Annotated in this window: 12 protein-coding genes; 1 reads left to right on the top strand and 11 read right to left on the bottom strand. The window is 68.6% G+C overall.

The window, feature by feature from the left end; all coding sequences use genetic code 11:
• A partial coding sequence (locus R1101_RS0107595; protein WP_016932852.1) for a hypothetical protein occupies positions 1 to 733 on the top strand: 733 nt, incomplete at its 5' end.
• Between the two features lie 83 nt (positions 734 to 816).
• Here the strand turns inward: R1101_RS0107595 and R1101_RS0107590 are convergent.
• The 11 genes from R1101_RS0107590 to R1101_RS0107540 form a co-directional block, all read right to left on the bottom strand.
• A complete protein-coding gene (locus R1101_RS0107590) occupies positions 817 to 1320 on the bottom strand; it encodes a hypothetical protein (protein ID WP_016932851.1) in 504 nt (167 codons plus the stop codon).
• Positions 1321 to 1442: 122 nt separating this feature from the next.
• The gene (locus R1101_RS0107585; RefSeq protein ID WP_016932850.1) at positions 1443 to 2753 is read right to left on the bottom strand and encodes a DNA polymerase IV; all 1311 of its coding nucleotides are present in this window, start codon (positions 2751 to 2753) and stop codon (positions 1443 to 1445) included.
• An 11-nt stretch (positions 2754 to 2764) separates the two neighbouring features.
• Positions 2765 to 5923, bottom strand: coding sequence for an isoleucine--tRNA ligase (gene ileS, locus R1101_RS0107580; RefSeq protein ID WP_016932849.1), 3159 nt, complete (start codon positions 5921 to 5923; stop codon positions 2765 to 2767).
• A 259-nt stretch (positions 5924 to 6182) separates the two neighbouring features.
• Positions 6183 to 6443, bottom strand: a complete 261-nt coding sequence (locus tag R1101_RS0107575; RefSeq protein WP_016932848.1) for a hypothetical protein — start codon at positions 6441 to 6443, stop codon at positions 6183 to 6185.
• Between the two features lie 63 nt (positions 6444 to 6506).
• On the bottom strand, positions 6507 to 7352 hold the full coding sequence (wag31, locus tag R1101_RS0107570; RefSeq protein ID WP_016932847.1) for a DivIVA-like cell division protein Wag31: 846 nt from the start codon (positions 7350 to 7352) through the stop codon (positions 6507 to 6509).
• A 151-nt stretch (positions 7353 to 7503) separates the two neighbouring features.
• Entirely contained in the window at positions 7504 to 7794 is a 291-nt protein-coding gene (locus R1101_RS0107565; protein WP_006554132.1) for a YggT family protein, read from the bottom strand.
• 154 nt (positions 7795 to 7948) lie between these two features.
• Positions 7949 to 8611 (bottom strand): cell division protein SepF, encoded by a 663-nt coding sequence (locus R1101_RS0107560; protein ID WP_016932846.1) that lies wholly within the window; start codon positions 8609 to 8611, stop codon positions 7949 to 7951.
• Positions 8612 to 8643: 32 nt separating this feature from the next.
• Positions 8644 to 9378 carry a YggS family pyridoxal phosphate-dependent enzyme gene (locus R1101_RS0107555; RefSeq protein ID WP_016932845.1) on the bottom strand — a complete coding sequence of 245 codons (735 nt, stop codon included), beginning with the start codon at positions 9376 to 9378 and terminating at the stop codon, positions 8644 to 8646.
• Positions 9375 to 10121, bottom strand: coding sequence for a peptidoglycan editing factor PgeF (gene pgeF / locus R1101_RS0107550; protein WP_016932844.1), 747 nt, complete (start codon positions 10119 to 10121; stop codon positions 9375 to 9377). The genes R1101_RS0107555 and pgeF overlap by 4 nt, the downstream gene beginning before the upstream one ends.
• Positions 10118 to 11350: a cell division protein FtsZ gene (gene ftsZ / locus R1101_RS0107545; RefSeq protein ID WP_016932843.1), complete on the bottom strand. Its 1233-nt coding sequence runs from the start codon at positions 11348 to 11350 to the stop codon at positions 10118 to 10120. Before ftsZ ends, pgeF begins: the two co-directional genes overlap by 4 nt.
• Before the next feature lie 256 nt (positions 11351 to 11606).
• A complete protein-coding gene (locus R1101_RS0107540) occupies positions 11607 to 12266 on the bottom strand; it encodes a cell division protein FtsQ/DivIB (RefSeq protein ID WP_016932842.1) in 660 nt (219 codons plus the stop codon).
• Positions 12267 to 12360: the final 94 nt, after the last annotated feature.

Genomic DNA, 12360 nt, shown 5'->3' with positions numbered 1-12360 from the left:
GGTGCAGCAGAACGTCGTGCTGACCACCCGCTCCGAGGTCTTCCAGCGGGTCGGCGCCGACCCGCAACAAGACTTCTCCACACCCGAGTTGACTCTTCCGCTCTCGGCCACGGTCGAGCGGGCGATCTCCGACAAGGATCCGAGCACCGTCGTCGACATCACGGTCGGGTCGGCGACGTCGCCGGACGGGACGCTCGGGTCGGCGCTGTCCGATGCCGAAGGCTCCGGAGCAGGATTGACGATCGGGCCGACCGGCGCTATCAGCGCGCTGCGCCTCGAACCTGCCCCCGATGCGGCGAACATCGCGCGGTCGGCGATCGAGCAGGCCTTCTACCAGGCCGTCTATCGCATCGTGTCGTTCCCGGAGGAAGCGATCGGGGTGGGCGCGGTGTGGGAGGTCCACCAGCAGGTGATGAGCGCCGGCATCACCCTCGACCAGGTGGGGACGGCGACGCTCGTCGAGCGCGAGGACGATCGCATCACGGTCGATGTGAAGGTCGAACAGACACCGCGTGAGTCCACCTGGGTGCTGCCGAACGGGCAGGGCCGTCTCGACATCGAGCAGTACACGATGGCCGGTGAGGGGTCGATGACGGTCGACACGTCGCTCCCCCTGCCGGTCGGCGGAGAGCTGACGGTGCGAGGCGATCAGACCTACGTCGAACCGGATGGCGGAACGCGGCTGTCCCAGTCGCAGGTCGACCGGGTGGGTTGGGCCGTCCCGGATCGGTAATCCGGAAACAGCAGGGAGACGACGGCGACGGCCGGCGCAGATGTTCCGCGCCGGCCGTCGAGTCGTTCGGGACGAGTACTACATCACGCGCAGGCCGGGGACTGCAGCTGCGCCATGTTGATCACGATGGAGCACGCGTAGTCCTTGGACACCTTCCAGGTGCCGTCCTCGGCGACGAAGTCGACCGTGCCGAAGGACGGCTGGTTGCTGCCCGCGAGCGCCATCTCCACACCGGCGGTGATGGTGCCGTTCTCGTTGTCGGTCACATCGACGACGTTCACCTGCACGCCGGCGTCGTTGGCGGCCTGGGCCACCTTGTTGATCAGCTCGGGATCCTCTTCGGCACCCTGGACCAGATCGGTCTTCTCGGACGCCGGGACGTTGAGGTCGAAGGCGCGCGCGAGGTCGGCGTTGAGTTCCTCGGGCGAGGGCACCGGCGGGTAGTCGGCGACCGGAGCCGCAGCGGTCGTGGTGGTGCTGGTCTTCGCGGTCTCGGAGGAGCTACCGCCGTCGTCCGAGCTGCAGGCGGACATCGTGAGGGCAGCGGCGAGCGCCACAGTGGCGACGGTGATCTTGCGAAGCTTCAACTTCTCGTCCTTCTCGTTCGGTCGTGCACGACGCGTTCGTCGTGCTCGGTCATCCGGCAGCGGATCGCCCGCAAGAGTACCCGGCGGTAGTGAGAGGACCGTGAGGACGCCGGGAACGTGTTTCAGTTCAGGCTCGCGAGGGGATCGGCGACCGTGAGCCCCGGATCGTTCTCGTCGAGCGTCCGCGCAGGTCCCGCGCCCGTGCTGCGGGTCTCGAAGCGGACGGTGACCACGCCGTGTCCCGCGCCCTGCACCCATCCGTGCCCGAACTCGGGATGGCGGACGTCGGCGCCGGGCGTCCAGCGGGTGGCCGGTCCGCTCGACGCGACCGCCTCCTCGTCGTCGTCCTCGGCCGGCACGGACTCCTCGGTCGCCGTCCGGTCGAGTTCGGGGAACAGCGTGTCCTGCGCGATCGCGGACAGACCCGCATAGCCGACACCGACGAGCCGGACGGGCCCGATCTCGAGGGGATCGAGCGCGAGACGTTGGGCCGCGGCGGTGAGCACCCGAACGTCCTCGGTGGCATAGGGCAGCGTCGACGACCTGGTGAGTACCGACATGTCGGCCTTGCGCAGCTTGAGCACCACCGTGCGGGCGGCACGGCCGTCCTTGCGCAGCCGGGAATGCGCGGCGGACGCGGACGCCGCGATCGCGCGCCTCAACCCGGGCATCGCGACGATGTCGGTCGGGAAAGTGGTCTCGGCGCTGACCTGTTTCGCCTCTGCGCGCTCGACGACGGGCCGGTCGTCGAACCCGTTGGCGAGCCGGTGCAGACCCGGTCCGGCCGTGCCGCCGAGGATCGATGCCGCCTCTGCGACCGGCAGGGCCGCGAGATCTCCGATCGTCTCGATGCCGAGCCGCCGCAACCGATCCTCGGCCACCGGGCCGATACCCCACAGTCTGCGCACGGGCAGGCCGTGCAACAGCGGGAGTTCGCCCTCCGGCCTCACGACGAGCACACCGTCCGGTTTCGCGAGACCGGATCCGATCTTCGCGATCTGCTTGCCCGACCCCGCTCCGATGGACGCGACGAGACCCGTTCTCTCCCTCACATGTTCGCGTAGCTCCGAACAGAACCACTCGACCTCGGCGGCGTCGGCACCCACCAGTTCGGGAGGTTCGGCGAACGCCTCGTCGAGCGAGAGGGTCTCGAGGATCGGGATCCGGGCGCGCAGGGTGTCGAAGACGAGTCCGCTCAGTTCGCGGTAGAGGATGCCGCGCGGAGGCAGCACGACCGCAGCCGGTCCGACGAGTCGGCGTGCCCGACTCATCGGCATGGCCGAGCGCGCGCCGTAGACGCGTGCCTCGTAACTCGCACCGGCGACCACCCCGCGGGCCCCGAGCCCCCCGACGAGGACCGGCCGACCCCGCAGGGTCGGCCGGGTCAACTGCTCGGCGGACGCGAAGAACGCGTCGAGATCCAGGTGCAACACCCAGCGACGAGTCACGCCTTGACGATCGACGCGCGCGTCCCCTCGCCCAGTTCGATCGCGTCGCCCTCGGCCGCACCGAGTTCGAAGGTCGTGGCGAGGATCTCACCCGCGATCAGATCACGATGGCGGGCAGCCCATTCCGCACGCTCGGTCGGAACTTCGAACCGCACCGAAATGCGGTCCGAGACCTCCAGTCCGAGATTGCGGCGCGCGTCCTGGAATTCGCGGATGCGGTCCTTGGCCCAGCCCTCGGCCTCGAGCTCCTCGGTGACCGTCGTGTCGAGGACCACCAGCCCGTTGCCGCCCGGCAGTGCGGCCGTGGATTCCAGTTCGGCGGCGACGAGGCGGCTGGTGTACTCCTCGGACAGCAGTGTGATGCCGGCGGCGGTGACCGTACCGTCCTCCGCCTGCGACCAGTCTCCGGCCTTGACGGCCTTGATGACCTTCTGCACGTCCTTGCCGAGGCGCGGACCGGCCGCACGCGCGTTGACGACCACCTCGAAGCGGCCGTGGGCCTCGACGTCGTCGGTCGTCACGACCCGCTTGACGTTGACCTCGTCCTTGATGAGGTCGACGAACGGATCGAGGTGCGCCGATCCCGGGGTTGCGACCGTGACCTCCGGCAGCGGCAGCCGCACGCGCAGCTTCTGCGCCTTGCGCAGCGACAGCACGGTCGAGCACACACCGCGCACCTCGTCCATCGCGGCGACGAGCGCCGGATCCGACGGCAGGTCGTCGGCGGCCGGCCAGTCCGTCAGATGCACCGACCGGCCCCCGGTCAGACCCCGCCAGACCACCTCGGACGCCATCGGCAGCAACGGCGCGGCCAGGCGCGTGACGACCTCGAGCACCGTGTGGAGGGTGTCGATCGCGTCGGTGTCCTCGTCCCAGAACCGGTTCCGCGAGCGCCGCACGTACCAGTTGGTCAGCGCGTCGCAGAAGGTGCGCAGTTCGTCGCACGCACCGGCGATGTCGACCGTCTCGAGCGCCTCGGTGATGACCTCGCGGGTCTGCGCGAGCTTGGCGAGGATGTACCGGTCGAGCACGTTCGGCGAATCGGTCCGCCAGGTGCCCGGCTTCGACGCGTACAGCTGCAGGAAGCTCCACGCGTTCCACAGCGGCAGCAGCGCCTGCCGTACGCCCTCGCGGATGCCCTGTTCGGTGACGACGAGGTTGCCGCCGCGCAGGATCGGCGACGACATGAGGAACCACCGCATGGCATCGGAGCCGTCGCGGGCGAAGACCTCGTTGACGTCGGGGTAGTTGCCCTTCGACTTGCTCATCTTCAGACCGTCGTCGCCGAGGACGATGCCATGGGCAGCAACACATTTGAAGGCGGGACGGTCGAACAGCGCGGTCGCGAGGACGTGCAGCGTGTAGAACCAGCCGCGGGTCTGCCCGTTGTACTCGACGATGAAGTCGCCCGGATAGTGCGTGTCGAACCAGTCGCGGTTCTCGAAGGGGTAATGCACCTGAGCGAACGGCATCGAACCGGACTCGAACCAGCAGTCGAGCACCTCGGGAACGCGACGCATCGTCGACTTGCCGGTCGGGTCGTCGGGGTTGGGCCGGGTGAGTTCGTCGATCATCGGCCGGTGCAGGTCGGTGGGCCGCACACCGAAGTCGCGTTCGAGTTCGTCGAGCGAACCGTAGACATCGACGCGCGGGTACTCCGGATCGTCCGACACCCACACGGGGATCGGGCTGCCCCAGTACCGGTTACGGCTGATGTTCCAGTCGCGGGCACCTTCGAGCCATTTGCCGAACTGGCCGTCGCGGATGTGTTCGGGCACCCATGTGATCTGCTGATTGAGTTCGACCATGCGGTCGCGGAAGCGGGTGACGGCGACGAACCACGACGGCACCGCCATGTAGATCAGCGGCTGGCCCGACCGCCACGAGTGCGGGTAGGAGTGCTCGATGGTCTCGTGCCGCAACAACTTTCCGGCGGCCTTGAGGTCCTTGATGATCACCGGATTGGCGTCGAAGACCTGCAGGCCCTCGTACGGCGGGACCATCGAGGTGAACTTGCCGCCCGGGTCGAGCGGCTGCACGAGCTCGATGCCGTTGCGCTGGCAGTACTCCATGTCCTCCTCACCGAAGGCCGGTGCGAGGTGGACGATTCCGGTACCGGATTCGGTGGTGACGTAGTCGGCGGCGATGACCTGGTGGGCGTTCTCCCGCCCGGTGAAGAAATCGAAGGGCGGCTCGTAGGCGAGGCCGACGAGGTCGGCGCCGCGGTAGCGGCCGAGGACCTCGGGCTCCTCGCCGAGTTCGCGGGCGTAATGACCGAGGCGGTCCTGCGCGAGCAGGTAGATCTTCGCGTCGGCGCCGCGCACCGCGACATACTCGATTTCGGGGTGCACCGCGATCGCGAGGTTCGACGGCAGGGTCCAGGGCGTGGTGGTCCAGATGAGCGCGCACGCACCGTCGAGTTCGGAGCCGGGGGCGCGCAGCACCATGTCGACGGTGACCGCCGGGTCCTGACGCATCTTGTATGCGTCGTCGAGGCGGGTCTCCTGGTTCGACAACGGCGTCTGCTCGTACCAGCTGTAGGGCAGCACGCGGAAGCCCTGGTAGATCAGGCCCTTCTCGTACAGCGACTTGAACGCCCACATGACCGACTCCATGAAGTCGAGGTCGAGTGTCTTGTAGTCGTTGTCGAAGTCGACCCACCGGGCCTGACGGGTGACGTAGTCGCGCCACTCACCGGTGTAGCGCAGCACCGACTGCTTGCAGTACGCGTTGAACTCGGCGAGGCCCATCGAGTCGATCTGCGACTTGTCGGTGATGCCGAGCTGCTTCTCGGCCTCGAGTTCGGCGGGCAGACCGTGACAGTCCCAGCCGAAGCGGCGGTCGACCTTCTTGCCGCGCATGGTCTGGAAGCGCGGAACGACGTCCTTGACGTAGCCGGTGAGCAGGTGCCCGTAGTGCGGCAGGCCGTTCGCGAAGGGCGGGCCGTCGTAGAAGACGAAATCGTCGGCGCCGTCGCGATTGCGCAGGGACGCCTCGAAGGTGCCGTCGGTGGCCCACTGTGCGAGGACGCGCTCTTCGAGCGCCGGGAAGTCGACGCCCGAATCGCGCGGCAGGTCGTAGTCGACGCGCGGATATCCGGCGGTACCGCCGGCGGTTGCCGCGGTGGGATCCGGTGCAGCGTGGTTCTCGGTCACAGCGTGGCTCCTCCGTGCCTGGATACGTCTCGGCACGGGGACGATCACCGTGCGCGTGCACGGCTACCGCGGTACCACCCCGCTTGCACGTCCCGGAGGACGGCCACTCGTTCGGGCTGTGACGGGCCCACCCGTCCGGTTCTAGTGAGCGACCGCGGCGGTCGCCGTTCTTCCGGAGGCTCCCCGGTGATGGCCGGATCGACGCCGCCCCGCATGCGCGGGATCGAGTTTCACTCGATGGTGCATATTGTAGGACGCTTCAGCGATCCGACGAATTCCGGTCGCCGGGACGCGGACGCGGTGCGCGCCGGCCGCGACGTCCGGCCTGCCCGGCGGACCGCGGATCGGCCCACTCGCCTCCGGCCGAGCTCCGTCCGCCGAGTGCGCTCGCGAGCAGGATCACCGCTCCCACGACGCACACCGCGATACAACCCCATGCCCAGACCACGGATCCGGTCATCAACGCGATCACGAGGAGACCGAATCCGACAGCTGCGAGTACCAGCGTGACGACGAGCACGACGCTCCTCCTCTACCGAGGTACAGCACCAGGGCCGTACAGCATCAGGCCGGAGACCGTCGGTCAGCTGTTGCCCTTAGCGAAGGACGACGACCCGAACGACGACGAGTTGGACTGGTTGAACGCTTCCTGTCCGCCGTCCACCGGAACGGCCGAACCACGCTGCTCGAGCTCTTCGAGCTGCGATTCGAGGTAGGACTTCAGACGCACTCGGTACTCGCGCTCGAACGTCTTGAGCTGCTCGATACGACCCTCCAGCACGGAACGCTGCTGGTTGATGGTCGCCATGATCTCGGTGTGCTTCTTCTCGGCGTCGGCCTGCAGGGCGTCGGACTTCTCCTTGGCCTGACGCAGCTGCGTCTCGGAGCGGGTGCGCGCGTCGGCGAGCATCGCGTCGGACTTCTGCCGCGCGTCGGCGATCATCGCCTCGCTGCGGGTGCGGGCATCGGAGACGAGCTGCTCGGAATTCGTCCGGGCATTGCGGACGAGCTCCTCGGCCTCGGCCTTGGCATCGCCGGTGAGCCGGTCGGCCATCTCCTGGGCGAGTCCGAGGACCTTGGCGGCCTGCATGCTCGCGTCGCCGCTCGACGGTGCCGCGGCGACCGGAGCGGGGGCCGGCGCCGGAGCGGGCTCCGGCTTGGGCGTCTCCACCACGCGTGCGGGTTCCGGTTTGGACGGGTCCGCCGGCGCGGACGACGACGCGGTGCGCGGCGCCTTCTTGGCCTCGGCGAGCTCCTGGTCGAGTTCGGCCACCCGCTGACGCAGGTCGGCGTTCTCCTCGATGAGATTCGTCAGCTCCTGCTCGACGAGATCGAGGAAGGCGTCGACCTCGTCCTCGTTGTAACCACGCTTCCCGATCGGAGGCTTGCTGAACGCGACATTGTGCACATCAGCTGGTGTCAGCGGCATGGAAGGATCCCTTCACGCGTCGAGTAAGCGGTCAAGCAGGCGTTCTGAGTAATCGACAGTGCGTTACGCGTATCAAAACCCACTGTATATGGCACTCCATTGTGGCACACGGCAGCTCCGGGACTGCCCGGCACGACGCCGGACGGGGGCGTCATGCTGCTCCGCCCCTGGGCAGGAATGCCATGAGGAAATACACGATGAACAGCAAGACCATGATGGACAGATCGAGCCGTACACCACCGAGATTGAGCGGAGGAATCAACCTCCGCAGCAGCTTCACCGGCGGGTCCGTGACCGTGAAGATCGCTTCGAGGACGACGACGACGAAGCCGGACGGCTTCCACTCCCGCGCGAAGGTTCTGATGAACTCGACGATGATCCGTCCGATCAGCAGAAGCCAGAAGATGAACAGCAGGAACCACAGCACCTCGAAAACGGCCACCTGCCCACAATGCCCGACGAGGACGGGTCGATCAAAACCGAAACGCCCGGCCTGCAGTGATCTGCATCATGGCCGGGCGTGTCGGGACACTCGAGGGACGGCGACGGGCGTGCGACGCCGGGCGCGACGTGCGCGCCCGCGCATCGCGCGTCGACTACTGCTGGTTGTAGAAGCCCGTCTCGGCGATGCGCCGCCGCTCCTCCGCGGACACGTCGATGTCGGCGGGCGAAAGCAGGAAGACCTTGGTGGCCACCTTGTCGAACGAGCCGCGCAGCGCGAACGCGAGTCCGGCCGCGAAATCGACGAGACGCTTGGCGTCGGCGTTGCTCATCTCGACGAGGTCCATGATGACCGGAGTCCCGTCGCGGAAACGCTCACCGATCGTCCGCGCCTCGCTGTAGTCACGGGGGCGCAACGTGGTGATCTTGGACAACGGACCTCCCTCGTCGAAAAGCGCGCCACGCCGGGGTTCGGCGCGCTCGAGCCGGCTCTCGGCACCCAGGGATGCACGCCCGGCGACAGCACGGGCCGGGGCGGGCGCCGGGCGGGCACTGCGGGCCGTGATGGGCTCGACCCGCGGGCGGGGTGCCGGCTCGTACCGGTCGAATTCGTCGTGTTCGAACTCGCGGACCGGTTCCTCGCGATGCGACGGGGCGTACTCGTCGCGGTGCGACGGCGCGTAGCCGCCGTAGGGCGCGTCGCCGTAGTCCCGATCGCGGTCGCGACGGCCGCTCGCCGGATCGTCGAGGTATTCGTCCTCGTAATCCTCGAGCGGCACCATCCCGAAGTACGCCTTGAACTTGTGGAGTGTGCTCATCGATCGCCTTTCCCTCGCGCGGCGGATGTCATTCAGGCTAACGGTCGATACCCCAAGACCGCCGTTCCGACACGCACGCACGTCGAACCCCACCGAACCGCGTGTTCGAGGTCACCGGACATCCCTGCGGACAACTCCACGGCCGCGGGGTGATCCTCCAGCAGGCGTGCATGCAGGCCGTGCAGCTGCTCGAACGCGCGCTCGGGCTCCCACCCGAGCGGTGGGACACCCATCAGGCCTCCGAGTTCGAGCACCTCGGACGCGCCGACCGCGTCCGCGAGGGCCGGAAGATCCTCGGCCACCACGCCGCCCCGCTCTCGGTCTCCGTCGAGGCTGACCTGCAGCAGCGCGCGCAGCGGGGCCTCGCGTTCACCGTCGTCGAGCGCTGCCCGCACACCCTTCTCGAAGGCGTGCACGAGACGGAGACTGTCAACCGAGTGCACCGTGTGCGCCCAGCGGGATACGGCACGAGCCTTGTTGCGCTGCACCCGCCCGATCATGTGCCACTCGACCGGCTCGGCCACGCTCGCCCGGAACTCGGCGATCTTCGCACTCGCCTCCTGCTCACGCGATTCGCCGAAGCGTTCACATCCCAGCCCGTGGAGGAGCACGGCATCCGAGGCGGGAAAGAACTTGGTGACGGTGAGCAGTGCGACCTCCGACGGATCCCGACCGGCCGCGCGGGCCGCGGCGTCCAGTCGCTCGCGGACGGCGGCGAGACGTCCGGCGAGTTCGCGGCGCCTGTCCTCGGAGGCCGGAGCGCTCACGCCGTCCCCTCCCCGCGTGCCTCCTCGAGCCAGACGACCGAGGCGAACCTGCCGGTGGGTGCCGAACGCCGGTGACTGAACAGGGCGGTGTCCTCGATCGTGCACCGCGGATCCTCGACCACGGCCGTCACACCGTGCTCGGCGAGCTGCCGGCGCAGACCGGCACGCAGATCGAGACCGGGCGTGCCGCGACTCGTGCGGGTCGCGCTGCCCGGCAGGTGGGCCTCGACGTCGGCTCTCATGGCCGCGGGCACCTCGTAGTTCCGTCCGCTCGCCGCCGGTCCGAGCAATGCGCCGATGCGCTCGGGGCGGGCCCCGAGGTCGACCATGACGTCGAGGACCCGGGGCAGGATTCCGATGCGCGCACCGACACGACCGGCGTGCACGGCAGCGATCACCCCGGCGGCCTCGTCGGACAGCAGGATCGACACGCAGTCGGCACTGAGGGTCGCGAGCGCGAGCCCGGTCTCGCGCGTGACGAGCGCATCGGTGGCAGGAACCGGACCGGTCACCGGGCCGTCGACCACGGTGACGTTGCGGCTGTGGATCTGTTCCATCCAGACGAAGCGTTCGGGCGGCAGCCCGATGACGGACGCGAGTCGCCGCCGATTGGCGGCGACCGCGGCCGGATCGTCACCGACGTGGTCGGCGAGGTTGAAACTGTCGTACGGACCTGCGGACACCCCACCGGCCCGTGTGGTCACGACCCGGCGCGCACGCAGCAGGCGATGCGGAGCCGTCAACGGCGCATGAAGATCGGCACGTCGACGTCGTCGTCACCGTCGTCGTCGATGTCCACGCTGCGCGGTGCGTTGCCCCCTCCTGCCGGAGGCTGGCCGGCAACAGGCGCCGGGTCCCGCACGGGAGCCGGCTCGACCGGCTCGCGCTCCGGGCGGCCGAGTTCGCCGGCGCGGGCGACACCGATCGCACCGGGACGGCCGGACGGCTGCTGCTGCTGTTGTTGCGGCTGCTGCTGCGACTGGCCCGGCTGCTGCTGACCCACCTCGACCGGACGGCGAGCGGGGGTTCCGCCCTCGAACCCGGCAGCGATGACGGTCACTCGGACCTCGTCGCCGAGCGAGTCGTCGATGACCGTGCCGAAGATGATGTTGGCGTCGATGTGCGCGGCCTCCTGCACGAGCGAGGCGGCCTCGTTGATCTCGAACAGACCGAGATCGGATCCGCCGGCGATCGAGAGCAGCACGCCGCGCGCACCTTCCATCGACGCCTCGAGCAGCGGCGAGTTGATCGCCGCCTCGGCGGCCTTGATGGCACGACCCTCACCACGCGACGAGCCGATGCCCATCAACGCCGAGCCGGCGCCCGACATGACGCCCTTGACGTCGGCGAAGTCGACGTTGATCAGACCCGGGGTGGTGATCAGGTCGGTGATGCCCTGCACACCGTTGAGGAGCACCTCGTCGGCGGAACGGAAGGCGTCCATGAGGCTGACGGCGGCGTCGCCGAGCTGCAGGAGCCGGTCGTTGGGGATGACGATGAGAGTGTCGCAGGATTCGCGCAGCGTCTGGATTCCGGTGTCGGCCTGGCTGCCGCGGCGCTTGCCTTCGAACGAGAACGGGCGCGTGACGACACCGACGGTGAGCGCGCCGAGCTTGCGGGCGATGCTCGCGACGACGGGTGCACCGCCGGTACCGGTTCCACCGCCCTCGCCGGCCGTCACGAAGACCATGTCGGCGCCCTTGAGCACCTCTTCGATCTCGTCCTTGTGGTCTTCGGCGGCCTTGCGGCCGACCTCCGGGTCTGCGCCGGCGCCGAGTCCGCGGGTCAATTCGCGACCGACGTCGAGCTTGACGTCGGCATCCGACATGAGCAGTGCCTGCGCGTCGGTGTTGACGGCAATGAACTCGACTCCCTTGAGTCCCTGCTCGATCATGCGGTTGACCGCGTTCACGCCGCCACCGCCGATACCGACGACCTTGATTACGGCGAGGTAGTTGTGCGGGGGCGTCATGTGCTCTCGCCTTCCTGAAGTTCCGGGTGGTGCATGCTTCCGGGTGGTGCTCGGGTCTGGGTGGTGCTGGGTCGGGGTCTGGCTCATGTCGGTCGCGTCCGCCTGTCGGACGGCCATGCAGCACGTCGCCTCGACAAACCCTCAACCACAGCTTGAAGGTTATGTCAAGTAACGCGGCTGTCCGAAACGCTATGGCACGGGTACCGGGATTAGCCAGCAGACGCGCCGGACACGCCGCACGAATTTCACCGATGCCTCACCTCACCGTCGGCAGGTCGGGACTCGCCACGTCGAATCGCTCCCCCGGCTGTGTCAGCAGCGGACCGACGACCGCCGCCTTCCGGTCCGAACGATCGACTCCACCCCACACCACGACACGCCCGTCGGTGAGCACGAGCGAGATGTCGGAGGCCGTCGGCGCTTCGATCGTCTCGACCTGGACGCGCAGCTCGGGCGGCAGCATGTCGAGCACCTCCACGGCAGCGCGGGTCGTGGGATCACCCGTGCCGGGCGAGGGCGTCACCAGTCGCGGGGTGAACATCGGTGGTGGCTCGACCGCGAAGTCGACCCCCTCGATGTCGACCGAATGGGTGCCGTCGGGTGCGTCGAAGAAGACCATCGCCTCCCGTTCCGTGACCGTCACACGCACGGAGGAGGGATACACCCGCTGCACCCGGACCGAGGCCGCGCGGGGAATCGTCGCGACACGCTGCGCCGCCGCTGCCGTGTCGACCCGCAGCAGCGGTGTGCCCTCGGCGACCTCGAGCGCGTCGACCACTTCGTCGTAGGTGACGACCTCGATCCCCGTCACCTCGATCGACCGCACGGACAGCAACGGCGACAACCAGGCCACCGCGATCGCCCCGAGGAGCACCACGACGATCCCTGCCCCGACGAGCACGGTCCGCAACCGCACCGACCGACCCGACGGGCGGCGGGCGGTGCTGCGTTCCCTGGGTCCCCCGGGTTCACGGGGCTCCCGTGACGGTCGCCCACGACGTGCACGTGAC

Origin of the sequence: Rhodococcus sp. R1101, from assembly GCF_000278445.1 — a bacterium.
GTDB classification, from domain to species: Bacteria; Actinomycetota; Actinomycetes; order Mycobacteriales; family Mycobacteriaceae; genus Rhodococcus; species Rhodococcus gordoniae.
Note: the sequence above shows the minus strand (reverse complement) of the source record. Positions and strands in the feature narration are given on the sequence as shown.

Coding starts and splice junctions, on each gene's coding strand:
- wag31 (WP_016932847.1), bottom strand. CDS start 7,352: ATGCCGCTGACACCAGCTGATGTGCACAATGTCGCGTTCAGCAAGCCT.
- R1101_RS0107560 (WP_016932846.1), bottom strand. CDS start 8,611: ATGAGCACACTCCACAAGTTCAAGGCGTACTTCGGGATGGTGCCGCTC.
- ftsZ (WP_016932843.1), bottom strand. CDS start 11,350: ATGACGCCCCCGCACAACTACCTCGCCGTAATCAAGGTCGTCGGTATC.